The sequence below is a fragment of the Corallococcus macrosporus DSM 14697 genome (assembly GCF_002305895.1).
Lineage (GTDB): Bacteria > Myxococcota > Myxococcia > Myxococcales > Myxococcaceae > Myxococcus > Myxococcus macrosporus.
Genome location: NZ_CP022203.1, coordinates 5,525,405 through 5,552,135 on the forward strand (window position 1 = coordinate 5,525,405; position 26,731 = coordinate 5,552,135).

22 protein-coding genes, 1 tRNA gene and 1 pseudogene are annotated in these 26,731 nt (G+C 65.3%); 18 read left to right on the forward strand and 6 right to left on the reverse strand.

All coding sequences use genetic code 11. The features are described 5' to 3' along the window. Positions 1-10 precede the first annotated feature (10 nt). Entirely contained in the window at positions 11-1,081 is a 1,071-nt protein-coding gene (locus MYMAC_RS22145; protein WP_204816887.1) for a metallopeptidase family protein, read from the forward strand. Here MYMAC_RS22145 and MYMAC_RS22150 read toward each other — a convergent pair. Further along, positions 1,035-2,012, reverse strand: coding sequence for an NAD-dependent epimerase/dehydratase family protein (locus tag MYMAC_RS22150; protein WP_095959531.1), 978 nt, complete (start codon positions 2,010-2,012; stop codon positions 1,035-1,037). The genes MYMAC_RS22145 and MYMAC_RS22150 overlap by 47 nt on opposite strands. Before the next feature lie 104 nt (positions 2,013-2,116). Between MYMAC_RS22150 and MYMAC_RS22155 the strand changes: the two genes are divergently transcribed. The 10 genes from MYMAC_RS22155 to MYMAC_RS22190 all read left to right on the forward strand — a co-directional run bounded on the left by MYMAC_RS22155 (position 2,117) and on the right by MYMAC_RS22190 (position 10,017). Continuing rightward, positions 2,117-2,758: a TetR/AcrR family transcriptional regulator gene (locus MYMAC_RS22155; RefSeq protein ID WP_204816889.1), complete on the forward strand. Its 642-nt coding sequence runs from the start codon at positions 2,117-2,119 to the stop codon at positions 2,756-2,758. 52 nt (positions 2,759-2,810) lie between these two features. After that, positions 2,811-2,906: transfer RNA gene (locus MYMAC_RS36940), tRNA-Sec, on the forward strand. A gap of 222 nt (positions 2,907-3,128) precedes the next feature. Continuing rightward, entirely contained in the window at positions 3,129-4,118 is a 990-nt protein-coding gene (locus MYMAC_RS22160) for a ParA family protein (protein ID WP_095959533.1), read from the forward strand. Then, positions 4,115-5,011 (forward strand): SIR2 family protein, encoded by an 897-nt coding sequence (locus tag MYMAC_RS22165; protein WP_095959534.1) that lies wholly within the window; start codon positions 4,115-4,117, stop codon positions 5,009-5,011. Before MYMAC_RS22160 ends, MYMAC_RS22165 begins: the two co-directional genes overlap by 4 nt. Before the next feature lie 76 nt (positions 5,012-5,087). Continuing rightward, entirely contained in the window at positions 5,088-5,909 is an 822-nt protein-coding gene (locus tag MYMAC_RS36945; protein WP_157757534.1) for a hypothetical protein, read from the forward strand. A gap of 79 nt (positions 5,910-5,988) precedes the next feature. Then, entirely contained in the window at positions 5,989-6,969 is a 981-nt protein-coding gene (locus MYMAC_RS22170; RefSeq protein ID WP_204816891.1) for an AlbA family DNA-binding domain-containing protein, read from the forward strand. A 220-nt stretch (positions 6,970-7,189) separates the two neighbouring features. Next, positions 7,190-7,576: an IS66 family insertion sequence element accessory protein TnpA gene (tnpA, locus tag MYMAC_RS38715; RefSeq protein WP_095959536.1), complete on the forward strand. Its 387-nt coding sequence runs from the start codon at positions 7,190-7,192 to the stop codon at positions 7,574-7,576. Then, on the forward strand, positions 7,577-7,948 hold the full coding sequence (gene tnpB, locus MYMAC_RS22180) for an IS66 family insertion sequence element accessory protein TnpB (protein ID WP_095959537.1): 372 nt from the start codon (positions 7,577-7,579) through the stop codon (positions 7,946-7,948). 31 nt (positions 7,949-7,979) lie between these two features. Beyond that, positions 7,980-9,668 (forward strand): IS66 family transposase, encoded by a 1,689-nt coding sequence (tnpC, locus tag MYMAC_RS22185; RefSeq protein WP_157757535.1) that lies wholly within the window; start codon positions 7,980-7,982, stop codon positions 9,666-9,668. A gap of 67 nt (positions 9,669-9,735) precedes the next feature. Beyond that, a complete protein-coding gene (locus MYMAC_RS22190) occupies positions 9,736-10,017 on the forward strand; it encodes a hypothetical protein (RefSeq protein ID WP_095959539.1) in 282 nt (93 codons plus the stop codon). Between the two features lie 370 nt (positions 10,018-10,387). On the opposite strand, the pseudogene MYMAC_RS22195 reads toward MYMAC_RS22190, so the two are convergent. Continuing rightward, a pseudogene (locus tag MYMAC_RS22195) lies at positions 10,388-10,684 on the reverse strand (transposase domain-containing protein); the annotation flags it as partial. 59 nt (positions 10,685-10,743) lie between these two features. Then, positions 10,744-12,111 (reverse strand): B12-binding domain-containing radical SAM protein, encoded by a 1,368-nt coding sequence (locus MYMAC_RS22200; RefSeq protein ID WP_095959541.1) that lies wholly within the window; start codon positions 12,109-12,111, stop codon positions 10,744-10,746. 421 nt (positions 12,112-12,532) lie between these two features. On the opposite strand from MYMAC_RS22200, the gene MYMAC_RS22205 reads away from it, so the two are divergent. Beyond that, a complete protein-coding gene (locus tag MYMAC_RS22205; RefSeq protein ID WP_095959542.1) occupies positions 12,533-13,699 on the forward strand; it encodes a serine/threonine-protein kinase in 1,167 nt (388 codons plus the stop codon). Positions 13,700-13,721: 22 nt separating this feature from the next. On the opposite strand, the gene MYMAC_RS22210 is transcribed toward MYMAC_RS22205, so the two are convergent. Both MYMAC_RS22210 and MYMAC_RS22215 read right to left on the reverse strand, forming a co-directional pair. Further along, a complete protein-coding gene (locus MYMAC_RS22210; protein WP_095959543.1) occupies positions 13,722-14,069 on the reverse strand; it encodes a helix-turn-helix transcriptional regulator in 348 nt (115 codons plus the stop codon). Between the two features lie 113 nt (positions 14,070-14,182). Further along, on the reverse strand, positions 14,183-14,434 hold the full coding sequence (locus MYMAC_RS22215) for a helix-turn-helix domain-containing protein (protein WP_239988946.1): 252 nt from the start codon (positions 14,432-14,434) through the stop codon (positions 14,183-14,185). A 181-nt stretch (positions 14,435-14,615) separates the two neighbouring features. Between MYMAC_RS22215 and MYMAC_RS22220 the strand changes: the two genes are divergently transcribed. Both MYMAC_RS22220 and MYMAC_RS22225 read left to right on the forward strand, forming a co-directional pair. Continuing rightward, complete coding sequence (locus tag MYMAC_RS22220; protein ID WP_095959544.1) at positions 14,616-16,532, forward strand: serine/threonine-protein kinase; 1,917 nt, start codon at positions 14,616-14,618, stop codon at positions 16,530-16,532. A gap of 39 nt (positions 16,533-16,571) precedes the next feature. After that, complete coding sequence (locus MYMAC_RS22225) at positions 16,572-17,468, forward strand: DUF2381 family protein (protein WP_275663356.1); 897 nt, start codon at positions 16,572-16,574, stop codon at positions 17,466-17,468. A gap of 262 nt (positions 17,469-17,730) precedes the next feature. On the opposite strand, the gene MYMAC_RS36950 is transcribed toward MYMAC_RS22225, so the two are convergent. Further along, positions 17,731-18,375, reverse strand: a complete 645-nt coding sequence (locus MYMAC_RS36950) for a hypothetical protein (protein ID WP_157757536.1) — start codon at positions 18,373-18,375, stop codon at positions 17,731-17,733. A gap of 1,221 nt (positions 18,376-19,596) precedes the next feature. Here MYMAC_RS36950 and MYMAC_RS22235 point away from each other — a divergent pair. From MYMAC_RS22235 to MYMAC_RS22250, 4 genes are all read left to right on the forward strand, one after another. Next, a complete protein-coding gene (locus MYMAC_RS22235; RefSeq protein WP_095959547.1) occupies positions 19,597-23,856 on the forward strand; it encodes an eCIS core domain-containing protein in 4,260 nt (1,419 codons plus the stop codon). 151 nt (positions 23,857-24,007) lie between these two features. Beyond that, complete coding sequence (locus MYMAC_RS22240) at positions 24,008-25,207, forward strand: pentapeptide repeat-containing protein (RefSeq protein WP_239988948.1); 1,200 nt, start codon at positions 24,008-24,010, stop codon at positions 25,205-25,207. A gap of 151 nt (positions 25,208-25,358) precedes the next feature. Beyond that, positions 25,359-25,952, forward strand: coding sequence for a Pvc16 family protein (locus MYMAC_RS22245; RefSeq protein WP_013941080.1), 594 nt, complete (start codon positions 25,359-25,361; stop codon positions 25,950-25,952). Continuing rightward, entirely contained in the window at positions 25,949-26,680 is a 732-nt protein-coding gene (locus MYMAC_RS22250; RefSeq protein ID WP_095959549.1) for a hypothetical protein, read from the forward strand. Before MYMAC_RS22245 ends, MYMAC_RS22250 begins: the two co-directional genes overlap by 4 nt. Positions 26,681-26,731 lie beyond the last annotated feature (51 nt).

Here is a 26,731-nt window from a genome sequence, read left to right on the forward strand (position 1 = left end):
TCGCGGCCCCATGGGGACGCGGACGTCGAAGCGAGCGGGGGTGGGCGGGATGGAGGCGCTGGACGCCGCGGCGGTGGCCTTCGAGACGGGGGACTTCGAGGCGGCCCTGACCGCCGCCGACCGCGTCCTGGCCCAGTCCCCGGACGCGCTGGCGGCCCTGCACCTGCGCGCCGCCGCCCTGGTGGAGCTGGGGCGCCTGGAGGAAGCCGGCCGGGCCTTTGGCGCCGCGCTGAGGGTGGGCCCCGAGGACATGGAGGTGCTCCTGGGCACCGCGGACTGCCTCATCTGCCGCGCGGGCGAGGACCGGGAGGCCGTGGAGGAAGGCCTGGGCTTCTGCGCGAAGGGCAAGCGCCTGGCGCAGAAGGCCGGCGACGTGGAGCTGCTCTTCGAGTTCCTCCTCCTGGAGGGCATGGGCCTGAACCAGGTGGGAGACTGCCGCGCGGCCCTGACGAGCCTGGACGCGGCGCTGGGGCACCTGCCGCGCTCGGTGGACGCGCAGGTGGAGCGGGGCATCGCCCTGTTCGAGCTGTGCCGCTTCGACGAGGCGAAGGCCGCCTTCGACAAGGTGCTGAAGGACGCCCCGGACGAGGCGTGGGCCCATCAGTATCTGGGGCTGCTGGCGGAGCGGCGAGGCGACGAGAAGGAGGCCCAGCGCCGCTTCGCCAAGGCCCAGGCGCTGGTGCCGGCGGAGTTCTTCCCGCCGGTGGAGCTGGGCGAGGCCGAGTTCGACCGCGCGGTGGAGGCCGCGGTGCAGTCCCTGCCCCGCCACGCGAAGCAGTACCTGGACAACGTCACCATCGCGGTGGAGGACCTGCCGGCGGACGACGACCTGCTGAGCGAGGACCCGCCCCTGTCACCGAGCATCCTCGGGGTGTTCCGGGGCCTGGCGGTGGGCGAGCGGAGCGTGACGAACGCGTTCGACCACGTGCCCGCGGCCATCGTGCTGTACCAGAAGAACCTGGAGCGCTTCGCCCGCACCCGCGAGGAGCTCATCGAGCAGATTGGCATCACCGTGATGCACGAGGTCGGTCACCTCATGGGACTGGATGAGGATGACCTGTGGCAACGGGGGCTGGACTGAGGGCCGCGAGCGTCTGGCGGATGCCCTCGTGGTACGGCGTCTTCCGGAGGTCGCCGAGCAGCGCCCGCAGCGCCGAGTCATCCATGATGACGGGCGTGGCGTGCAGGTAGTGCATCTCCGGCAGCTCGCGCATGAACGGGTTGAAGAGGCCGATGAGGCGCACCATCCCCGGCCCCAGCACGGAGTACTTCGCGGGGACGCCGGCCTGGGCGTAGATGTCTTCCACCAGGGCCTTCTGGGTGGTGACGCCCGCGCCGCCGAGGTTCCAGAAGCGGCCGTAGGCGCCGGGGTGGTCTATGAGCGACGTCACGACGGGGCCCACGTCGGGCACGTAGACGAACTCGTGGGGCGTGTCGATGGGGCCGATGAGCTGCGCGCGCTTGCCCTGTGAGGCGGCGACGAAGGCGCGGTGGAGGAAGCTGTTCTCCACGCCCGGGCCGTAGAAGTCCGGGAGGCGGAGGATGGTGACCTGGATGGCGCCCGCCTTGTCCGCCGCGAGCAGCAGTTCCTCCTGCTCCTTGCGCATGCGGCCCTTGAAGGTGTGCGGCATGCGGGGGTGGGACTCGTTGACGACGTCCGTGCGCGGCCGGCCGTAGGGGTACACGCTGGCGATGAACACGATGCGCTCCACGCCCTCGGCGATGGCGGCGTCGAGCGTGCGCTTCATCAGGATGGGGTGGAGGCGGAACTGCCAGTAGGGCACGCCGACCAGGTAGATGAGCGTCTGGACGCCCCGCGCCGCCGCCCGGATGGAGGCTTCGTCATCCGGGTTCCAGGTGACGAGCTCCGCCTGGGGGTCCGCCCCGAACTCCCGCTGGAGCCCTTCCCGGGAGCGCCCCACCACCCGGTACGGCCTCCCCTGCCCTCGCAGCGCCTGCGCCACGCTGTGCCCGATGACGCCCGAGGCGCCGAACAACGCGACCGTCCCCATGTGCCGCTCCCTTCTCCAAACATCGGTTTTTTCGTGAACACCGTTCCGTGAACGGTGTTCATCTACTGGTGGCCGTTCGGTGCGTCAAGGCCTACACTGGGAACATGGGGATTGCGGAGCGGAAGGAGCGACAGCGGGCGGAGCTGCGCGAGCAGATTCTGCGAGTCGCCCGGGACATCGTGGTGAAGGAGGGCTTCCCTGCCCTCTCGATGCGCAAGCTGGCGGACGCGGTGGAGTACGCGCCGGCGACGCTCTACCTCCACTTCGAGAACCGGGAGGCCATCGCGAAGGAGCTGTGCGTGCGCGGCTTCCAGGACCTGCTGGCCCTGCTGGAGCCCGCCGCCCAGGTGGAGGACCCGCTGGAGCGGTTGCCCCAATTGGCGAAGGCCTACGTCCGCTTCGGGTTGGAGCACCCGGAGACGTACCGACTGATCTTCATGGAGGACCCGAAGCTCTCCACCGCGCTGTTCGGGGACAGCCCGGAGGGCGCGGGACCGAGGGCGTTCGGGGTGCTGGTGCAGGTGTTCGTGGACCTCCTGGCGGCTGGGAGGCTGGAGGAAGGCACGAAGCCGGAGCAGCTCGCGGAGGTGCTGTGGGCGGGGGTGCACGGCATCGTGAGCTTGAGGCTCACGTGCACGGGGTTCCCAGGCACGCCCGCGGAGGAGCTGACGCAGGTGCTGGTGACGACGTTGGTCAAGGGCTTGCCGGGGTTGAAGGCGGGACGGGCACAGAAGAAGACGCGGTGAGCCCGTGGCCCCGTGGTTGACGGGGTCTGGAGGGTCCGGCGTAATCGCTAGCGGTAGGGCCTCCGGACCTGGTGGCCGGCCCGGTCTTCAAAACCGGTGAGGGGCGCTGAGAGGCGTCCCTGGCGAGTTCGATTCCCGTGCCCTACCGCCGCCTTTTCCTCATGCACACATCCAAGATGCCTCACATCAAAATTTGCCCGCATCCACTACCAAATCAGCGCATCTCCACACGGAAAAACCCAGACCACCACACACCAATCCACCCCAGAAATTCTCTCGCGACCCTACCGCCCAGAACACAGCCACACACACCGCCCAGAACACAGCCACACACACCCACGACACGCCGTTAACCCCCCCAAAAAACACCATGACCACATCAATCGCTTTCTTCAACAACAAGGGTGGCGTAGGAAAGACAACACTAATATGCAACATCGGCGCCGTCCTTGCACACGCGCTTGGGCAAAGAGTACTAATTGTCGATGCAGACCCCCAATGCAACGCAACTCAATACATCCTATCGGAGAACAAGGTAAACTCCATCTACTCAAACCCAGACAAAAATTTCACAATCAACAGCGTAGTCCATCCCCTCGCAATCGGACGCGGATATAGTGGGGAGATCATCCCAACAGAAGGAGGACACTACGGAATCGATCTTGTACTCGGAGATCCGCGCTTAGCTATCGCTGAAGACCTCCTCTCTGGTGATTGGAAGGACGCAACGTCAGGAAGCACCCGAGGCCTACGAACAACATTCCTCTTCTCTGATCTAATCTCGAGGTGCGGCGAGTATGACTATGTCCTGTTCGACATGGGGCCCTCATTAGGAGCAATCAACCGCTCGGTCCTTCTTGCGGTTGATTATTTCGCGGTACCAATGTCGATCGACATATTCTCTCTCCGAGCCATTGAAAACATCACTCAAGTGCTCGACAAATGGCGACGCCAACTCAAAGTCGGCCTTGAACTAAACGAAAATCCTGATGATTTAAACTTCAAGAAACAGCCAGAGACGCTCAGGTTCTGCGGATACATTACACAACAATACAAAGCAAAAAAAGACAAACACGGAGAAGTTCAGCCAGTAGCCGCCTACGAGCGCATTCGGTCTCAAATTCCCGCCATAATCAAAAAGAACTTCGTCGACAAGCTACAACCAAGCTACTCAAACGTAAACTACGAACTAGGATCGGTCGAAAATCTGTCGAGCCTAATACCAATGTCCCAAGAACAGCGCCGCCCGATTTTTGCAATTTCAGCCCAAGGAACACACAACTCCAAAGCCCGTAAGACAGAGAAGCTATTCGCAACGATGGCGGAGCGGCTCATGGAAAATATCGAGGCGCTTCGATGATTCACTGGCCATCAGCAGTAGTGAGCGCTCTGTCACGAAATAGAGCAGTACTTTTCATTGGCGCCGGAATCTCCGCCGGCTCACGAGACGCAGAAGGAAAGCGTCCTCCCGCCTGGGGGGGGCTGCTGGATACGGCTGCAAAAAAATGCACCACCGTTCAGAGACGGGTGCGAGCACTAATCAGGGCAGGCGACTTACTAACCGCATGCGAACTGATCAGCGGCGACCTAGCCGAAGACTGGCGCGAGTTTCTCAAACAGCAGTTTCTCATAAAGTACAACCACAACAAAAACCATGAACACATCCACAACCTGGGTCAGCAAATAGTCATTACTCCAAATTTCGACAAAATCTACGACATCTACGCATCAAACCAATCTGACCCAGTTGTTGTAAAATGGGCTCGCGATCACGACATTGTATCCGACCTCAGGATGGGTCGGCGAATAATTCTGAAAGTCCATGGAACCATAGACCACCCAGAAAGTATTATTATTACTCGTTCTGAATACGCGCGTTCGCGCATCAAGGATTACGCTTTTTTCAAGGTTGTCGACTCACTATTGCTCATCAACACGACCATATTTCTGGGCTGTGGATTAAGCGACCCTGATGTTCAGCTAATACTGGAGACCCAGGCGCTCCGACACACACCAGATCAGCCGCACTACTTCGTCACCTCCGAACGTCTAACAGATCAAGAAAAGGCAATCCTTAAGTCCACAAGGGGCCTACGCGTCATCACATACAATTCGCGAAACAACCACGCGGAACTAACAGAGGGACTGGCTGCACTCGCAGAGAAGGTTTCCATTGAACGAAAAAGTTTCCTCGCCAGACAAATCGAAAGAGAAAGCTCCGCGCCTAATTACTCCATCATCGACATTGGATGAGCCCCCCTCCGCCGATGTTTTCGTAAGCCCAGCCCCTAAAGCACGATGCTACCGCACGAGTACCAAGGCTAACACCATGAGCAAAACTACAAGATTGCTTCAGGTCGTCGTTGGAAAGCACGGCTACCGGAATCCGGCGGGAAACTCGGCGAGAAATGTACTCCTTGGAGAGGTCCTGCACCTCGCCGAAAATCAAAGCGCGACCGGCGTCGTCCTGCCTGCCGGTTTCTGGACCGTCGACAATCCGTCACGGGTGCCGACATTCGCCAAATTCATCCAACAAAGGATTGGTAGCTGCGGCATCGCCCTTATTGCGGGGATTGATGTTGCTACGTCAGGCGAATTGAGTTTGGTGAAGTGCAGGCGGACTCTGCGCACGACATTAAAGAAGATCTCAGGCATTAGCCGCGGCGGCCTCCCGTACTATGGCTTTGCTATCGACACGTCGGGAGCGCTGATCGGCCCGTTCCAGCAGGAGAGTCGGACAGCTGAAGACGCGAGCGGGGCTCGTCCACTTGACCCAGAGAGTCGCTGGGTTCGGATTAGCGCTGGGCGAGTGGCAGTTCTCGTGTGTGGTGAGGGCCACAACAAAGCATATCGACAAGCTCTTGCCGAGCGACCTGCGGATGCAGTTGCAATGCTCGGACACGATGGCCTGGGCCAAGGCTTGGTACCCACAATTCGTTCCATTGCGCACCACACAAAGCGCCCCGTCCTCCACGTCCAGCACCTCGCCACAAAAGCATGGATGCACTTCGCGGACGAAAACGCCATGGACCATCCGCTCGCAGTGCGCAAAACATTAAGGTTACCGCTCACAAAAGATGGGCCGTGGTTCGCCTGGTCCATTCGGGAGATTTCCCCGCGAAAGACGCGCATCCACAAGAAGGCGTCGTAATTCTCACAGATCACATTATTTGCTCTAAAATCGCATGAAAAATCCGTGGGATTGGACCGAAGAAGACCTCCTTGCGCTCGTGAAGAACCAAGTCCAGGAATCCTTGACTCTCGATTACAAGGCATCGAAAGCACTCGAGCGCACGGAGAAGGTGAAGGACGAAATTACGAAGGATGTGTCGGCACTTGCGAACTCAGCGGGAGGAACGCTCGTGTATGGAATACCCGAAAACAAACAAACTCGCCTCGCAGAGAAGGTAGATGAAGGCGTCGATCCAGCCGTAATTACGCGCGAATGGCTGGACCAGGTAATCACTTCAAATATTCAGCGACGCATCGACGGGGTGCGAATCAACCAAATCCCGCTAATAACTGTGAGTCCCGGGCGCGTAGCGTACGTAGTCCATGTGCCACAAAGCGCTCGAGCTCCACATCAAGCCCGTGACAAACTCTTCTACAAGCGCTTCGAATATCATTCAAAACCCATGGAGGAGTACGAGATCCGGGATGTAGCCCGACGACAAGACGCTCCTGATTTGCGCGTTCGATTTCAAATGGATTGGACTCGGCGCACCACAACTGCACCTAACGAAACATGGTGGACGATAGCGCTTGTCAACAGCTCACCGATTCCCTGCAGTGAAGCAGTCATCGACCTACAGTTCGAAAGCAGCTTCAAACTACGTCATCGCGGTCCCCTGACTGCGAGCCACCACACAATGATCGATGGCGAGAAGGGAACCATTCCTTTTGTCTCATGTCGCCTATTCTGGTCAGCCAAGGGAGGCATTCCGACATTTGATGGGTGTCCGGTAGCCGTGTCGCCACAGTTATTTTCTATCGATCACAACCAACTCCGTGATGGTCAATACCTCATTAAGTGGAAGGTCAGCGCACCACGCACGACTCCGAAGGAGGCATGGACGTATTACAGGCTTACCCACTCCAAAGACTCGACTGAGTTTGGATTCTGGCACGAGGACCTGACCGAAGAACAGGCGCTCGCGCTGCCCGACATTCGGTGGTTCAAGAATGAGGTCATCACTACGGAGTGGTGCTAGATTTTCTCTGCTCAGGTCTCTTGCCCCCTGAGTCAGGCAAATTGTCGCCCCGGCGGAGGCGCGGACCTGACGACGCCCAGAGGGGGAGAGTAGGGAAGACGGGATGCCGTACACGGATGCGTTCAACCCGCAGATAGGTGTCCCTCCGCCGGAACGCACCGTGTAGGTTGCTGCGCTGCGCCAGGGGCTGTGCTGAGGCTGGCCGCGGAGGCAGCGAGCCATGCACGGACTCAGGACGACGAAGAAGCGGGGTGGTTGGCGGCAGTGGACGCCTGACGAGGCACGCAGGGAGTTGGCGGCGTTGCAGAGGAGCGGGTTGCCGCTGGCCACGTACGCGCGGCAGCGCGGCATCTCGGACCAGCGACTGCGCTGGTGGCGGGAGCGCCTCGGGGAGTGGGAGGAGGCTGCGCCCGCTAACGGCCCAGCGCGGTGGGTACCGGCCGTGCTGAGGGGGACGAGCGCTGCGCCGATGCCGCATGCGGAAGGGAGTGCCGCGGTGGTGGTGCGGCTGCCGGGCGGCTGTGTGCTGGAGTTGTTGGACGCGGCTGCGCTCCCCCCGACCTGGGTCGCGGAGTTGGTGGGTGTGCTGGCTGCGAGGGGCGGGTAGATGCTGCTCTTGCCCCGGGCGGTGAAGGTGTACGTGGCGATGGCGCCATGCAACCTGCGGCGCAGCTTCGATGGCTTGAGCAACGAAGTCCGCGAGGTGCTGGCCAAGGACCCACTGAGCGGCCACGTCTTCGTCTTCCTCAACCGCCGGAAGAACCAGGTGAAGCTTTTGCTGTGGACGCGCGGCGGCTTCACCCTCGTACACAAGCGCCTCGAGCGTGGCACCTTCACCTTTCCGAGCCAGGTGGCCCTGGGCGCCACCAGCATTGAACTCGACGTGCATGAGTTGGCGATGCTGCTCGAGGGCATCGACGTGCAGCGCGCGCGGACGTCGCAGCGCTGGGAGCCCCCGGGGCACTTGCGCTCGGCCTGAAGAAAATCTCCTTCGAGGGTGTGGCGCGGGCATGGCGGCTGGTTACCTTTCCCGCGCCTTGCTAGGTACCGCGCCCACCTCCGAGACGACGAAGAAGCCGCGCCGAGGCCCGGTGCTGGAGGTGCTCAACGAGCTCCTCGCCGAGGGCCGCACCCAAGAGGTGGTGGCGTTGGTGGCCAGGCTGGTGTCGAGAAACTCGGAGCTGGAGCGGCTGCTTCAGGACGCCAAGACGAAGGGCAAGAAGAACGAGGGCGTGTCCACCACGCAGCTGAAGCTGCTCCTCGACGGACTGCCGGCGAACTCCGATGGCGACGTGGCGGAAGTGGATGCGAGGCTTCGCCGCTCATCCGGCATTGACGAGGAGCCTCCGCAAGCGGAACCAGCGCGGCCGAAGCGGACGCGCCCCGCCCGCCGCCCCATTCCCACGAATTTGCGCCGGGTGGAGAACGTCATCCCGGTGCCCGCACCGCAGCGTCCGTGCCCGCGGTGCGCAGAGGCGCGAGAGTGCGTCGGGCACGAGGTGACGGAGGTCATCGACCTGATTCCGGCGGAAGTCATCGTCCGGCAGGACAAGCGGGAGAAGCTCGCGTGCCGCCTGTGTGAGGCGGAGGTGGTCCGCGCCCCGCTGGGCGAGAAGGTGGTGAGCGGCGGGCGAATGGGCGCCAGGTTGGTGGCCCAGCTTCTCGTGGAGAAGTACTACGACGGATTGCCGCTGAGCCGGCAGGTGGAGCGCTTCGAGCGTCTGGGACTCGAGGTGGCCCTCTCCACTCTCGCCGACCAGGTGGCCTGGGCGACAGAGGCGCTCCGGCCCGTGTGGCGCGCGGCCATGTCCAAGGTGCTGGGCGCCACGGTGATGCACCTGGATGCGACGTCGCTGCCGGTGCTGGACTCGAAGAATGCGAAGGGCATTCGCCTGGGCGCCATCTGGGGCTATGTGGGCGCCGACGTGAGAGACTGCGGTACGGAGCACACCGCGCTGTGTCTGTACAACTCGACGGGCAAGCGGGAGGGCCAGCGCGAGGGGGAGATAGGCCCCGCGCAGATGCTGGCGCTGCGAGTGGGCCGCACGGTGGCCGATGCTGCCGGCATCTTCGACGCGTCCTTCAAGCGGGGGGACTTGCTGGAGTGTGGCTGCAACACGCACGCGAGGCGCTACTTCCGCAAGGCCCTGGACGGCGGCGACAAGCGAGCCGCGCTGCCGCTGGCGGCCTTCAAGCGACTCTTCGCCATCGAACGAAGGCTCAAGGCCTGTACCATCGATGAGCGGCGGCGAGGGCGGCAGGAGCGCAGCAAACCCGTCTACGACGACCTCATTGCCTGGGCGATTGCCCACCAACCCAATGAGCCGCCCTCTTCTCCGCTGGGCCGGGCCATCCGGTACTTGCTCAACCATCAACAGGCGTTGCGACGCTACCTCGAAGATGGCGCCATCCCCATCGACAACACCGTCGTGGAGCGCCTGCACATCCGCACCGCCCTGACGAGGAAGAATTTCCTCTTCGCCGGGAGTGACGCGGGTGGCGAACGCGCCGCCATCGCATACACCCTCCTGGGGTGCTGCAAGCTGGCTGAGGTAGACCCCGTCGCATACCTGGCGGACGTCCTGCCCCGGCTGGCCACCAAGAAGCTGTGCCTCCGTGACATGCCCGCGCTGCTGCCCGCGGAATGGAAGCGCTCGCATCCTGAAGCCGTGCGCGGCAAGGCGGCGGTTACGCGCTGAGCGCCAGGGCCCCTCGCGCCTCGCAGGCAAGCGTGGTCCTCTCGTATGGTTCTCGGCGGAGGACGGCATGCCGAAGCACCAGAGGAAGCTGCGCATCTACATCTCCGCCGACGCACTCGCGCTGCTCAAGCACCTCGACTACCCATGCTCCGAGGAAGTGCTCGCCTCGGCGAAGCGAGTCGAAGGGCTCGAAGACGAGGGCATGGACTACGAATTGAGCGGCACCCGCGATGACTTCGAGAGCCTCGCCGGCTGGGTTGCCGGTGATGCAAACCACGCCGACCGCCGCCAGAAGCGGAAACTGGCCTTGCTGCTGGCCCTCTCGGATGCGCTCGAGGCGGTGCTCTGACGACTGGCGACGAGCCGCTGGCGGCCCGCCCAACACTCGCTCCAAGCAGACTTCAAGTGCCTGCCGGGTGCGCTCGGGCGGAGGGACACGCAGATAGTGAAGCGGATGGTAAGCCCTGGCGCGGTGAGTGCTGCAGCGTTGGCCCGCCAGGAGGGAGTGACGTGGCGTGAGCGGTTGCAGACGGACGAGGACCGAGGCCGACGCGCGCCGCGAGGACTTAGAAGCTGGGCTGGAGGGCTGAGTCAGGCGGCTCGGCGACGCGTCCCGAGCTTCTCGTCTCAGGTGGCGTAACCATCCGGTGGACGTCGTTCCGGGAGGCTTGATGACGGACCAGGACCATGGCTGGAGAGCGCCGCGAGGAGCGAGTTGCTCAGAGACTGGGCTGGAGGACTGAGTCAGGCGGCTCGGCGACGCGTCGCCGTTTCCACTCGTGGGGAAGCAGCTCGCCGATAAGTGAGTTGGGATGCGTCTGCACCCGCAGCAGCACGTCGGCGAGGTATGCCTCGGGGTCGATTTGGTTGGCCTCGCAGGTGGCCACCAGGGCGTAGAGTCCGGCGAGGTTTTCGCCCGCGGCCTCATGGCCGACGAAGAGATAGTTTTTACGGCCCAGGGCCGCCTTCCTCAGCGCCGCCTCTGAGCGGCTATTGTCGAGGGGCAGCCGCTCATCTTCCCAGGACGACCTTGCTCTGGACTGCGTCGGGACGGTTGTCTCCGAGAACTACGCGCCTACGCTGCTGGCGACCACCATCCAGTCGTGTCCGGAGCCGGAGCAACCCAGTCCTCCAAAGCTTCGACACAGGCAGGATGCTCACCCTCTGTCCGGCGAAGTGCTTCCGCGAGCGCCTCCATCCGCCGCCACTCCTGCTCGCTGAACGTGTGGCTGCGAATGACGCTGGGAATGAGCTCGCTACTTTCCTCCAGCCCCCACCGTGTCCGCTCACGCTCCAGCGAGGTCCCTCGTAACAACATGAGAGGAAACGCCTTGAGCACCGGCACCTGTTGCCGCAGGCAGAAGTCGATGGTCTGCCGAAAGGAACCCAGCGTCTGCTCAGGGAGACCGAAGATGATGGAGACCTCGAAGGTGATGCCCCGCGCATGAAGCTTGCGGATGCCGTCTACCACCCTATCCAGGTGATTCACCCGCTCCACCGCCCGAGCCTCCCTGTCGTGGATGGTTTGAAGGCCGAATTCGAGCCGAACATCGAGCCCCTCGCAGGCGTCGAGGAACTCATCATCCAGCGTCGAGAAATGGCACTGCACGGACAACCGCCCACCATAACCGAGCCTCCGGAAGGTCCTCAGCACCGCCAGAGCGTGGTCCCCCAGGTTGAAAAGCGGATCCAGCACGGCGATGTCATCCACTCCCGAGCGCACAAACAGTTCTATTTCACGCTCCAGCCGCGCCAGGGGAATGTCCCGCCGCCTCAGCCGACTGCCCGACTCTCGATGCTGGCAGAACGAGCAGCGGAAGGGACATCCGCGCTGCGTCTCCCAACGAATGAACCGTTGCCCACTGGCAAGATCGATCACGTTGTCGAGGAAGGGGGAGGCCAGCGTTTCCAGTTGCGCCCGCGCCTGCACACCGGAGTCCACCTGACCTGCCCAATGGACTCCCATGAACGCAATGCGCTCGGATGTGAAGGCAATTGCAACCATTGCTTCTTCGCCAAATCCCCGGACGAATGCATCCGCCTCTGGATAGAGCTGCTCAAGCCCCACTCCGGCGTAAGAAATCTGTGGCCCTCCGAGGATGATTCGCCCTCGGAAGCCGCTCCGCCGGAGCGCCACCAACAGCCGCTTCACGACATGGTCGTTCCAAACGTAGACGCCAAGCCCCACGTCTACCTGCTCCGGCTTGTGCCCCTGTGAGCTGTCGAGGATGGACCTCATGATGAGTTCCTCGTCGAAGCCGACGAGGTTGATGGCGAAGGAGAACGCTCGCACATCGGCCCCCGCCTTCCTCAGTGCCGCGACGATGGAGGCATGCCCCAGCGGAAGACGCGGGTCCTTGTCTCGAGTCCAATCAATGGACACCAAGATGATTCGCCGAGCCCCAGAAGAAGCAGGGACGACCTCGACGACATGAGCGGACATGCTTCCCCCGGAAATGGATTGATTGACTGCGCAGTGGAGCAGACAGTTCCTAGCCACGTCCAACGACGGATGAGCGAAAAGATTCAATCGATTCTCCGCCGGTGGAGCCGCCTCCCCCGCCCCTGCTGTCCCTCCCGTACTTACGAGGACTTACGCCACACGGGCCCCAATAACTGCCTCCCACCTGCCCGGATGCGTGCCTGTTCCAGCGAAAGAAGAACAGCTGTTCCAGGCCAGGCCAATATCGGCTCCCGTGAAGCCGAGTCCCTGGGAGTGCTTGTAATACCCCACGGGTTTATGAATAGTAGACCATTAATCGCGCTGCGCCCGGCCCTGCCCCTCGTGGCCCCGGGGCCACACGGAAGCCAGGACGCCCGTGCCAGCGCCTGCCGCGCGTCTCAATCCCATCAGGAGGCCGCCCATGACCGATGACAGCACGCCGACCCACGAAGCGAAGTTCGCGGACCCGACGCCGGAGAACAGCTCCGACCTGGAGCGCGCGCGACCCCAGCTCCGGTTCACCATCGACACCACCACCTACGCGGCCCTCCGCACGCTGGAGCGGCGGGGCAATGGCGAGGTGGTGCTCCTGGCCGAGCGTCGCCTCCCGCATGGGCTCACCGGGCACGTCACCATCAAGCGGCTGCGCAACCCCTCCTCCTTCGAGCGCTGCCAGCGGCTCATCGAGGAGGTCCAGATCGCCTTCCGCCTCCACCACCCGGCCATCGCCCAGGTCCATCACCTGAAAATCCACGCCGACCGGCCGCACATCATCGCGGAGTACGTGGACGGCCCCACGCTGGACACCGTCATCAGCCTCGCCACCATGCGCGAGAAACCGCTCTGCGAGCCCTTCGCCCTCTACATCGCCGCCGAAGTGGCCGACGCCCTCCACCACGCGCACACGCTGAGGGATTCGGAGAACCGGCCGCTGGGCATCATCCACCGCGACGTCGCCCCCCGGAACATCCGCGTGGCCCGGAGCGGCGAGGTGAAGGTGACGGATTTCGGCGCCGCCTACTCACTCATGGTGGGCCGGGAAGAGACCCCGGGCCTCCTGCTCAAGGGCGACGTGGCGTACGCCTCACCAGAGTACCTGCTCCGCAAGCCCATGGATGGCCGGTCCGATATCTACTCCCTGGGCCTCGTCCTCATGGAGCTGCTGACGTGCAAGCACCTCTTCGACCTGGAGGACGCACAGGCCCCCAACGCCGCCCTGGACGTGAAGACGGAGGAGGCGCCCTCCGTGCCCCTCACGCAGATGATCGCATTCGTCAGCCGCTACCGCCCCGAGGACGTGGAGGACGCGATGGCGAGCCTCCCAGACGCGCTCAAGGCCATCATCCACAGGGCCCTCCAGCGCAAGCCCTCCGAGCGCTACCCCTCGGCCGCCGAGCTGCGCGATGCCCTGCGGGCGGCGCTCGCGGCGCAGCCCCAGCCCTTTGGACGGAAGGAGGCGGCGGAGGAACTGGCGCGGCTCCTGTCGGACGCGTCCGTCCTGCGCGACCGGGTGGAGCTGGACGAAGCGGGCATCTTCCCCGAAGGACTGGACGCCGACGAAGTGACGCCCGCGCCGAACACGAAGTGAGCGAAGGCGGCCCGGCGGCGCGTCAACGCAGCAACACCTGGGCCACCTTCACCAGGGCGTCGAGCTGCTCCTCGTCCATCTTTCGCGCGAGGCCGGTGAGCTGCCGCAGCCTGGGCGCTACGCCCGGGCCTCGCGCCCCCCTGCCCTCCTCCGCATCCACGAGCCCCAGCAGCGCATCCGAGCCGATGCGCAGCACCGCGCACATCCGCAGCAGCGTCTGCACGCTGGGCAGCATCTTCCCGCGCTCCAGGCGGCTGTAGACCATGTGCGCCAGGCCCAGCTTCTCAGCCACCTCCGCCTGCGTGAGCCCGAGCTGCGACCGGGCCTCCCGGGCGGCACTTCCAATGCGGGTCGCCAGTTCTTCGTTCATGCGTCGGGGTACCAGGAACACCGAGGACCCGGGCTGGCGCGCCCATGAGGCCCGCGACTCGGGAACGCCCTTCCTGCCGCATCTTGGCCGCCATGTCGACGCCGCCGCCCCAACTACGGTCCGGTCCCCTCGGGTGTGGGAAACGCCAGGCCCTCGCCGCTCAACAGGAGGTCCACGGAGACACGAAGGACGCCGCACAGGTCCACCAACGTGGGGAGGCTGGGCAGCAACCTGCCGCGCTCCAGGCGGCTGAGCACCAGCGTCGGCACGTGGATGGCCTCGGCCAGTTGGGCCTGCGACAGGCATGCCCGATGCCGGGCGGTGCGGACCTGGGTTCCAATCCGCAGGGAGAGCTTCGCGTACATGAGGAGACCTGGGAAAAGAGGTGAATGCCGCGGGGACGGCACTCCGAGCATATACCCCATAAGGTTCATCCATGGTATCCGTGCAAGGTCTATCCTCCTCCCGCGCTGCTTCGCGGGGTGAACGACTCCGCGTTCCATCGCCCGTTGAGCACATGTCCAGGACCGCCGAAGGAGAGGACTCGTGAGCCCGCGTCTGCATCCCGTCGTGCCCCCGGGCACGGACATTGGCGGGTACCTGGTCGAGGAGCGGCTGGGGGCCGGAGGCTTTGGCGCCGTGTACCGCGCCCGGCGTGGCGCGCGAAGCTCCGCGCTCAAGCTCATCCCTCTCTGGGGTCTGGCCGATTGGGCGGAGCGCGAGGTGGCCATCCTCCTGCGGCTCAAGCACGCCAACCTGGTGCGCATCCGTGGACACGGCCAGTGGCCGGACGAGGCGCCCCAGTCCTTCTTCATCGTCATGGACTACGTGGAGGGACGCCGCCTGGACGTGTGGGCCATGGAGGAGAACCCCTCGGCGCGTGAAGTCCTGCGCAAGGTGCTCGGCGTGGCGCGCGGCCTGGGCGCCGCGCACCGGGCGAAGGTGGTGCACCGGGACTTGAAGGAGAGCAACGTCGTCGTGCGCGACGCGGACGGCGAGGCGGTGGTAGTGGACTTCGGCGCGGGCGGGTACGAGAGCGCCCCCTGCATCACCGGCGGCGTGCTGCCGCCCGGCACTCGGGAGTACCGCGCGCCCGAGGCCTGGCGCTTCCAACAGGAACACGGAGACTCGCGTGGCCGCGCCTATCATCCCGGCCCCTCGGATGACCTGTACGCGCTGGGCGTCGTCCTCTATTGGCTGCTGACGGGCAACCGGCCGTTCCAGCCGGACGAGGCCGAGGGCGTGGAGGCCGTGCTCAACCGCGCGCCCAGAAAGCCCCAGGCGCTCAACCCGCGTGTTCCCTATGCGCTCGGTGACGTGTGCATGCGCCTGCTGGCCAAGGCCCCCGAGGAGCGGCCCCCGGACGCCGACACGCTGTGCGCGGAGCTGGAGGGACTGCTGGCCCACGCGGACGAAGCCTGGGACGTGAAGCTCTGCGACGCCCATGACGCGGACACCGCAACGACGCTCGCGGAGGCGCCGCAGGCGGTCGAAGACGAGCTGGCGCAGTGGCTGAAGCGACGCAAGGCCCGGCCTCGGCGCGGGCCCCGTCCGCCACGCGACGAAGGCACGCATGACTCCATTTCAAACGCAGCGGCCATCCCGTTCGTGCCGCCTCCCGTGGCACGTTCCAAGGCCCTGCGCGTGGCGGCCTGGATGGCTCCGTGGGTGGTCTTGATCGTGGGCGGGCTGGTGCTCGCGCGTGGCCTGCTGCCCTCCGCTCCTCACTCCGAGGTCGCGGTGGAAACGCCCCCCGTTGCGCCCGCCATCGCCATCACGTCCTGGGCTTCCGGTCAGGAAGTGGCGGCACCCTGGAGGCGACTGGAAGCTGACGAGGCCGCAGGCCCGCTCGATGGAGCATCCACCCTTGCGGCCGTCGCCGTTTCCGCGACGCATTCCAAGGAGAAGGTCTCCGTGAAGATGATGAAGGACACCGGCATGCTCCCCCAGCCCAAGCCGCAGCGCAGCCAGGGCACCACCGTTGGCAAGACGCTGGGCCTGGGTGTCGCGGCCTGCCTGTCGATGGCGTGCCCTGGCGCCCAGGTGCGCCCGACGCCCCCTCCCGCGGACTGCCCTCCAGGAGCCATAGAGGCCATGGAACAGCTCGGCCTCTTCGCCCCCGGACTTGAGCGGCCTTTAACCACCTTCGACCTGAGCCCCGGTAAAGACGCGAGGCTCATCAAGGTCCGCGAGGGCGCGACGACGGTTCGCATGGGGGTCCCTTGGGGACGCATTCCTTCGCAGACCCTCTTCTCCGGGGAACTCCTCGTCGGCCCGGAGCGGGTCTACGGACGGCTCATCGAAGCGCGTACGCCCGAGAATGAGCGCATCCCCGTCTGTGTGCAGTTCGTCGAGGCACAGGACGCTCGTATCGGGCTCCTGAAGCGAGAGCCCACAAGTGACCCCAGCAGCGCCATCGTCTACTCCAGCCTGGACTTGAAGGCCGTGCGCCGCTTCGAGTGAGGACCGACCGTGCCCGCGTCACCTGTCGCCCTTCTCGCGGTGCTCATGCTCCTCTCTGGAGCCGAGACCGCTCAACCGTCTTCTACGGCTGCGAGCCCCGAGGTGCGCCGTGTCGATCTCCTGGCGGAGTCATCCGAGGCGATGCCGCCCACCGAGGTCCAGATAAGCCCACGCGTATCCACCACTTTCGAGTTCGACGCCGCCCTCGATCCGGCGAAGCTCGTACTTGAGGGCGAAATGCGATTCTCACTCGTGGACCTCGGGCGCAACACGCTCCGGCTGGTGCCCTCGGAGCAAGTCTTGCCCGGCGAGCGCCTGCGGCTGACAGTGCTCTTCCAGGACGGCTCGGTCCCCCGAGGGGCTGCCTTTGTCCTCGTCGCCCACCCCGCACGCGCCGAGCGACTCATAGAGGTGTGGCGTCAGCCTCGATCGGCGGAGTCCTACCAGCAGGAGGCGATGGCAGCCCGTGCTGAGACTCAGCGCTGCCACGAGGAGAACGCGCGGCTGCGCGCGGAGTACGAAGGTCCAGGGGGCATCGCCGGGCTCCTGGCCACCGGCATCATCAAAGAGGAAGGCGTCGATGCGAAGTACCTCCTGGTCAACAAGGAGCTCCACCAACATCCCGGCAATGCGCTCCGGACACTGCGGGCATGGAGCTACCGCGCCCCCGCCCGCGTGGCTCTCTCGGTCGAGTTTGAGAACCTGGATGCTGCCCATCCCTGGTCAGCGGAAGGCGCATCGCTGGTGAGCAGGACGGGCGCATCGCTGAAGACTCTGACGGTCTGGCAGAAGGACCCGATCTCTCGTGATCAACTCGGACGCGTCGTGGTGGAAGCGGAAGCAACACCCGATGCGGCCCGAGGCACGTACACCCTGAAGCTGTGGGGACCGGGCGGACTGCGCGCCATCACGCTCTCCGGCGTGACGTTCCCGTAGACACGCCGTCAGCCTCACGCGCGCGTCCCGGCGCCGATTCAGCCCGAAGCACCTGTCTCTATCCGGTACTGCACGACTCCCTGCCTCTGTGACCCCTCCGTATTCGTGTGGTTCAACAGTGATGCGCAGGCGAGCTTCATCCGTGCAGCAAGTTGGATGCGCTCAGGATTCACACAAGCTGAGGACAGGCGACCAAATCAGACGAGCTTGAGACAGAACGGGGAAACGAGCGCGAGGCGACGGCACTTTCTACATGCCAAGCTCAGTCGCTCACGTGCGCTCGTGTTTCCTCGCGAAACAGCTGGAGGACGGTATTGAATGAGCCGGCACCGAGCGCGCGGCAAAACGCCTCCAACTGCATGGACCATGCGAAGCCCGCCCGCGGATTGAGAAAGCCAAGCGCCCCAAGTTGATGGCCGAATGGATCGCAAGCATTCATGCACGCATAGCCGAGCATCTGAAAGAGGTGTTCGCGGGAGAGACTCCCCTTTCTTGGGTCGAGACACTTGACGTCGTACAACGTCCGGCCCGCAATGAAGTCGCCGTCGGAGGCGGCAAGGCGACCTACTCTCGGCCATTGAGGGTTGTAGACGAAGGGCTGCTCCCGCGGGAGGAGCAGAAGCATGCTCCGGCATGTCCGGCGGAACTCCTCCAAAACATCCCCAGGAAACGGAGCGCCAAGAGCCGTCCTCAAATCGCGCCCGACCGGGAGCAAGGGTCTGAGCCGTGCAAGGCCCGCAGCAGCGCGCTCTCCCGCCCGGAAGAGTCCCTCGAAGATTGCAACGATAAAGAGCGCCGCTGCCTCCTCCGGTTCGGGACACCTACCTGGAGGAACGGTCCAGAGCACCTGCCTTATCTCTTCTGCCAGCGATCCAAAGCCCTGAGGCACAACAACGCGAAGGAACACCTGGTCGATGCCACGTGGTCCATAAGGGTCCCTTTCATGCCAAACCAACCCTGCCCGCCTTGAAGTGCTCGGTGCATCCGGAATCCAGGGCAGAACGGGTGGTGCCTTGTCCCAGGCGCGCTTGGAGGGTGTCCCGATCCGCTGAAGCCCAATGAAGGCATCGAGAGCAGTCCCTGCGAGAGCGGGAAAGGGGGCGTCCCCACCACCGTGCACCCGTCCCACCAGACGCATGGCGCGAGTGGCGTGCTCGGCAACTTCACCAGCGGACGGAGCCACCCGAAGCCAGAACGAATGCCGAGCGAACCGGCTCACGGTTCCGAGCGAGGTGCCCGGCGCGCCTCGATTCCTCCGGCGACTCTCTGGAGAAGTTGCGCCCATGCTCCCGGAGTGTGGCACGAGGGAGAGACCTCTCGCCAGTCGGAGGCTCTCCGGACGAAGAGCTACAGCGGCACGCCACGCCATAGGGAGCGGTTGGATTTTCCGAGCCAGCCGGAGTCGTGGCCCAAACTCCTTCAAGCACTTCACCCATTTTCGCTGAAATCACCGCCAATGATCCTCCGCGATCCCAGCGGCAACAAGGTTCCAACCATCCCCCTTTATCCACAAGTAGGCGTAGAGCATCACAACGTCGTCGCGGGGCTTGTTGAAACACTGAGGCGCGTTCGAGACCTGCTCCAAGCTGCTTCTGCTTGAACTCGTTCCACCTGCGCCCAAACTTGCGCCATTTGCGTCAATTCCAAACCTAACAGGTCGGATTGGGATTCACGCTGGCGAAAGCCCCTGTCTCTATTGATTCTCACACTCGGCTTCAGTTCACCACAGTGCCACCCATTGACACTTACAGTGAACACATGAACTCCTCTGGTGTGAATCACCAGGGGGCGTATATCCGTGAGCCGAGCGACTTCAAAGTCGGTACGCCGGAATGAGTCGACCCGGCCTTCGGATTCGTCGAGGCACCTTGAGAGCGCACCGTCGGAGCGTTCCACGCCCGGCGTCCCCGCATTCCTGCGGGGAGGGCCCAGCGAGAGTGGCCCTGGCGCCCGCCCTCGCCCCTCCACATCAGCCGCATCGGGCGTCCCGCGCTACATGCGCGGCGGACTGACGACGCCCCTCGGCGCTCCCGTCCAGGCGAAATGCGCTGCATGCGAATCCGGAAGCGGCCCGTGCTCAGCGTGTGGCGACAAGGACGCCGTACAGCCCAAGGAGGCCGGTGGCACCGTGGAGTCACGGCCCTCGGCCATCCGACGCGAGGCCCATGCCGGCGTGAAGGATGCCAGCGCTCCCCTTCCCCACTTCGCACTGCTCCAGTGGGCCTTCGGCCGCCATGACCTGTCGAACATCAAGGCCCGCGTGGGCGGCGAGGCCGCGCTCGCAAACGAGCGGATGGGGGCCCATGCCTTCACCACGGGCAATCACATCGCCTTCCGCGCACCGCCGGACTTGAGGCTGGCGGCGCACGAAGCAGCCCACGCGGTCCAACAGCAGGCGGGCGTACAGCTCCAGGATGGCGTGGGCCACCCAGGAGATCCGTACGAACGCCAGGCGGATGAAGCCGCTGACGCCGTCGTCCGAGGCGAGACCGCCGAGCCCATCCTCAACCGCACCGTGGGCCCCCCCGGCCCCTCCGTCGCGGAAACCTCACCGAGCGAAGCCCCCGTCCAGCGCTTCCTGGCCGTCAATGCCCAACGCCTCTTCGAGCCTCCCGCGGCACCGTCTCGAAGGCCCAGGGCGCAAGGTGCAGGTGGCGCCTCCCCCGGTGGCGCACGCACGTCCGCTGAAGCCCGCTCATCCCAGGACGAGAGTTCCACCGAAAACAGCTCGGGAGACGCTGGGAGCGCGCTCGGCGCCGCGGCGGGGCCGGCGACAGATGCACTGAGTGACGGCCCTCAGGAACCCACGAGCGCCACGCCTGCTCCCCCAGGCGCTCCCGATTCCGCCCAGGAGTGCAGCGGAGGCAGCGAAAACGCAACCTGCTACACGGTCGACATTGAAGAGCCGGAGACGGAACCCGAGCAGGAGCCTCCCGAGCCCGAGCCCACGGAGTCGCAGGAGGCCGCATCCAGCGTCAGCCCGGACGCCGAGGAGCAGGACATCTGCCCCATCGAGGAGGCCATCTCCCAGCAGGCCCCCTCGCCCGATGAAGCCACGGCACCCGCGCAGTCGACCCTAGAGAGCAATGTTTCCACCCCGGAAGCCACTGCATCCTCCTCGGAAGCAGCCCCTGCGAGGGACACCGCCGCCACGCAGGCCCCAGAGGACTCTGGAGCTCGCGGCGCGGCCCCCGAGGAAGATGCAGCGAATGAGGCCGCTCGTGCGCCGCTGAATGAAGCCATCGCCACAACGGAGGTCCAGCGCTGGGATGCCGTGGCATCCCATGGCAACGCGTCCACCGCGCTCGCCAACGCCGGAGCAGGCGCCCTCGCGCTCCGGAGCGGTGCCCAGTTCGTACCGACGCCGGGCGCAACCGCGCAGGACGACGCTCCACGTGTGGCCGCGAACGCACGGGCGGACACGTTCTTCCGTCATGCGGCCGACCGAGTCGAGGACGCGGTCCTCCTCACCCTGGATGACGTCCCAGCGCGCATCGGTGCGCTCTCCGAGACGTACAAGAGCGCCATCTCCGCCTCCATGGAGGAACAGAAGGCGGCCATCAGCGCCAGCGTCGAGCAGGCACGCGTCGCCGCCACCGCCCAGGCAGACGGCGCCCGCCAGCACGTCCTGTCCGAGCACGAGGCCACCGTCACCACCATCCACTCGGAGACGGACAGCGCGCTCGCCTCGCTCCAGGCCACCTACGACTCCAGCCTGATGCTCGTTGACGAGCAGGAGTCCAGCACGCTGGACAGCGTCAACTCCCTCTACACCCAGGCCCGCATTGCCCACGAAGCACTCGGCCCGACAGTGGGCGATGAGTGCGTCCAACTCGGCGAGGAGTACGCGGAGGAATACGAGGGCTGCAAAATCAACGAGAAGGACAGCTTCTTCGCGGGCTACCTCACCGACCGCCGCGCCGAGGCCCAGATGAAGGCCGCGCGTGAGACGGCCAAGGGCTACCGAAAGAGCCTGGTGGACACGGCCACGAAGCAGGCCGGCGAGGCGATGAAGGGGCGCCAGCGAGACCGCTGCGGCGTCATCGCCGCGGCCCGCCGCGCCCGCGAAACGCTCGACACCCAGTACGAGCAACTCGTCTCCGCGCTGGAGAGCAGCCGTACGCAGGCGCTGTCCCAGGCGGAGACCACCCGCGACTCGATGCTCGCCTCCGTCGACTCGGCCTTCATCGCCGAGCTGAGCCGGCTGGACCGCCATGAGCACGACCAGCGCCAGTCCGTCAACGACACGGGCTATCTGCAACAAGTCCTCATCGAGCTGGCGGCCTTCGCCTCGGCGGCGTCCATCCAGAATGCCGTGACGGGCGCCATCGACACCCTGGTGCAGGCGCTCACGGGCGTGCGCGACCTGTTCGCCACGCAATCCGCGCCAGAGGGCGAACACCTGGAGCGTATCCTCGCGCAAGCCATGGGCGGGCTCGAAGGCGGGCTGGATGGCCTCGTCTCCCAGGTGGAGCACGGAGCCGCAGGCGCCCTGGAGCGCGTGGAAGGCGTGGGCAACCAGGGGCTGGCGGCCATGCTGCGGCTGGGCCAGTCCTCCGAGGAAGCGACAGCGGCCCTGGTCGACTCCTTCACGGCCTCCATGGGCGCCTTGGCGGCGGGAGCGACCACGGGCTTCGGCCAGCAGCGCGATGCGTTCGCCACGCAAACCCAGCAGGTGGCCTCGGACGGAGCCACCGGCCTGGAGGCCGTGGCCACCGGCTTCGAAACGACCTGCACGACGATTCTCACCCACGTCGAGAGCGCACTGGTCGACTCCGCCGACGCGCTGGAGCAGAGCCTCCGCGCCTCCAAGGCCCAGCTCGACTGCGACATTCCCATCCAGGCCCAGGAGGCGGCCTCGAAGGAACAACCCGCCTGGAAGGGTGTGCTGGCGGTGGTGCTCATCATCGCCATCGTCATCGTGGTGGCGCTGGTCATCGGCCCGGCGGTCATTGGCGCGGTGGGCGCGGCGGCGAGCGCGCTGGGCGCCGGAGCGGCCGCGGCGACCATTGGCACCATCGTGGGCGGTGCCATCATCGGCGCGGCGACGTCGGCCACCATCCAGGTCCTCAACAACTGGGCGTCGGGCGAGCGCCTCATGGCGGGCGTGGGCAAGGCCGCGCTGATGGGCGCGATTGGCGGCGTGTTCGGCGCGGGCGCGGGCGCCATCATCCAGAACGCCGTCAAGAGCGTGGCCCTTCAGTTCGTGGCCAACATCGCCGCTGATGCGGTGCTGGAAGTCGGCACCCAGCTCATCACGGGCGAGTTCTCCTGGCAGTCGCTGGGAATGTCCGTGCTGATGTCCGTCGTCACCGGCGGCTTCGGCGAAGTCCCTCGCATCAAGCGCGTGCAGCAGCGGTGGATGGCTCGCGGCGCTGGCATCGTGCCTGGTTCACGAGCTCGCGCCTTCCGGGAGTCCATTGCTCCTCGCCCCCCTGCGGAGAGCGAGGCCGTCACGCCGGCGGGTCCACGGCCCGAGGCCGAAGCCGAAGCGAGCACAACGCCACGGCCCGAGGCCGAGGCCGACGTCACGACACCACGTCCCACGGCGGAAACAGACGTTGCCACGCCCCCACGCCCTGAGGTGGAGACCGAAGTCGCATCGCCCCCACGGCCCGAGGCAGAAGTAGCGAGCACCGCGACTCCGCGCCCTGAAGCCCAATCGGAACCCAGCACAACGATTCACCCGAACACCGAGACAGAGCCCTCCCTCACACCGGAGTTGACTGACACTGCGCTGGGTGCTGGCGGCACGGCCAAGGACGTCACGAAGATGGGCGAAGTGGCCCCTGATCCTGCAAGGCAGCAGGAGACGAGTGCTGCAGCCCCGGGCCGGGGATTGGTGCATCGAGTTGGCGGAGGGTCGCGCTCTCGCACTCCGCTGTCTCCGGACGAGTTGGCACAGGCCCAGCGGTACGCAGAGGCCCTTGGAATGCCTCGAGACAAGATCGTCACAAGTCAGCCTGACACGGAGACTTCGTGGGGAGAAGTCTTCGGGCAGGAGCGGCTCTATATCGCCAACGACCTGAAGCCGACGCCAGCAGCAGGTCAGTCACTGTCGGCCAACCAGCGGGTTTCCGAGCGAGGTGCGCTTGCTCATGAGATTGTCGGGCACCGAGAGGCGAGCCTAGCCGGCCGGTCACAGACTCCCCGGGACTACGAGACGTGGACACGACTTAGCGAGCAACAGCAGTTGTTGCTGACAAACCTTGAAGAGGCACAGGCAAGCCTGCGTGCCGCCAAGTTCGCTCCGGGGCTCTCGAAATACGAGCGAAAGATCCTCTTCAAGGATGCGATGGAGCGCCTCGGTAAGGTAGGAATGGGCGTCGATGATGTTCACCGACTCAATCTCTTTCTTGAGAGCCGGACCGCTGGGGGTTCGCCGTGACGGAATCAGAACGCGCAGAGCAGGCCGTACTTCGAGCAATCAGCATGGTCCGAGAGGGGCAGGTCCCAAATGAGAAGTGCGTCTACTGCGGTGGCCTGATTCAGGTGGTCGGTGCTCCCCCTGGAGGGCCCTTCACGCAGTTCTACTTCACATGCCCTTGCAAGAAGTCCTCCGGCTTCCTGAAGGGAATCTGATCAGGTGTTGTCCAGCAGATGAGGTCCCGAGCCGGCCTCCCGATGCCCACAGCCACAAACACGCCTGGGAATTGAGCCATGTTCTGTTACCGAAGGGCTCGCCTGCGGTTCGACGGCCCTACGCCACTCGTGAAGAATCGGAGGCAGGCATGACGTCGAACGCGCGAGACCTCCTCCAGGCCCTTCAGCAGAAGAAGGCCCGCGCGCGTGACCTTCAGCTCCACGGTACCGACCTCGCGGGCGCACAGCTTGACGGTCTGCACGGAGACAATCTCGAGCTGGGCCAGGCCAGCCTGCGCGGCGCCAGCCTCCGTGGCGCTCGCCTCACCGCCTGTTCGCTGGAACGGGCGGTGCTCGACGAAGCCGTGCTGGAGGGCGCGGCGCTGCGGCAGTGCCGGCTCGACGGCGCCCACCTGGCACGCGCCCACCTCGCCGGGGCCCGCCTTGAGGACAGCTTCGCGCGCGGCACGGACCTGTCCCAAGCGGACCTGCGCAAAGCCCGGCTCTCGGAGACCTCCTTCGCGCGCGCCATCCTCCGCGAGGCCATCCTGGACGGAGCAGAAGGCGTCGGCGTGGAGCTTCGTGGCGCGGACCTCACGGGCGCGTCGCTCGTGGACGCACGGCTCGACGAGGCGGATTTCCGCGGCGCCGACCTGACGGGCGCGAACCTGTCGGGAGGGAGCTTCCGCCATGCGGACTTCCGAGGCGCCGTGCTGGACGGCGTGCAGTGGACCGGGAGCGACCGCACCGGCGCCCGCTTCGACGCGGAAGACAGCCCCTTGCCGCCGTCCAGCGAATCGAGCGCCCCACCCACGCCCCCCGAGCACTTCGATGCCACGGCGCTCGCCACCTGGCTCGGAAGCGTGATGGAACACGCGGTGCGCACCGCGCCTGGCACGACGCACGGCGATTCCAAGCGAGGCCCGGAGACTCCCGCCGAGTTGTTGCAGCTCCTCGGCTCGATTCAGCAGGACCTTGGCGCACGCGGCGTCGAGCTCCCGGACCTGACCTCACGCCTCCAACCCCTCCTCTCTGCCCTGGAGCAGGGAGGCGATGAGCCGCCCGAAGAATGGAAGGCCTGGCTCGACGCTGCGCGTGAATCCAGCGCCGAAGAGCTCGTTCGGGCCCTGCTCGCCCGACTTCAGATGCCTCGCTGAGCAACACCTACCGTCGCAACGGGTTTCACTCAATTCACCCATCGCATGAGGTGACTTGACTCAGTGTGGATGTTTCGACACCATACCCATACTCGAAGGCGAATCACATTCACCTTCAGAACATCCACGCGGTGCGCTTGGGGGGACCAACGTGGCCGGCTTTTCCGCCATCTACTCAGTAGGCGATTCGCTGGTCTCGTATCTGCGACACGCCTACGAGCTGTCTCATGAGGCCGAAGGCCTGCCCACGTGCCGCTTCGAGCTCGTGCCCAGCGGGAAGATGGCGGGAAGCGAGACCAACGCGGCTCCGGTCGAAATCCCTGGCGTCACCCTCTTCCTCTACCGCGTCGCCGTCAACGAGCACCTGCGCAACGAGCCACGCGCTGAAGCGCCTCCACCGCTCGCGCTCGACCTGCACTACCTGCTCACTGTCTGGACTGAGAATGTCGACGATGAGCACCGCATCATGGCCTGGGTCATGCTGCAGCTTCACACGCACAATGCGTTGAGCGCCTCGGACCTGTCTCCCGTGGGTGTGTGGGGCCCGGACGAGCTGGTGCAAATCGTCCCCGCGGAGATTCCCCAGGAAGACGTCCTGCGGATGTGGGACGCCCTGCGGCGCCCGTACCGCCCCTCCGTCACCTACGTCGCCCGGGTGGTGTGCATCGACGTGCAGGGCAAACCCGCCGGCAGGCCCGTGGTGGCACGGCGCTTCGACTTCACGGACGAGGTGCCCAGGCGATGATGCTCGAACGCACGGAGAGCCGCGCCCTGGCGGCCATCCGCTTCCTGGACGCGGAGACGCAACGCCCGCTCACCGAGCCCGTCACCCTCGCCGGGCAGGGCCTCCGCTTCGCACGCAACGTCCGCGGGCTGCACGTGGTGACGGACGCCCCAGGCTTCTCCAGCTATGCCGCGAGCTTCGAGCTGCCGGACCCGCTGCCCGACGCCGCCACCTTCACGCTGGTGGTGAGCGACCCGTCTCGCCGCTATCTGGACCGGAGCTTCACGCTGGAGCTGCCGCGCGACGCGACGCCTCCGCCCACGGGCCAGCCGCTGCCGCCCGACTCCGTCTTCCGCCCGGTGGACGTCACGCTCTATCCGTCGCCGCTGATGCGCCCCTCCGCTCGCAGCGCGGTGGTGCGGCTCCGGGTGGTGGACGTCAACGACACGCCCTTGCCTGGCGCGCTGGTGTCGCTCTCCCTGGCCGACCCTGAAATCACACGCTGGGGCCTGTCGAACGAGCGGGGCGACGCGCTCATCCTCGTGCCTGGCATTCCCATTGCCGACTGGGGCAATCCCGAAGCCCCCATCCACTTCACCTTCAGCCTCGCCGCTGCCTGGGCGGCCTCGACGCAGCCTCCCGACCCCGACGCACTCTCCCAGGACTTCCACCCGTTGAGCAGCACCCTCGACGTCGCGGCCGGCGAAGAGGTCACCACCACCATCAAGCTCGACTGGGTCGAGCTCTGAACGCAGACCATGACGGCGCGGTTGCGCGCCACATAACCAGAGAGAGGGGGC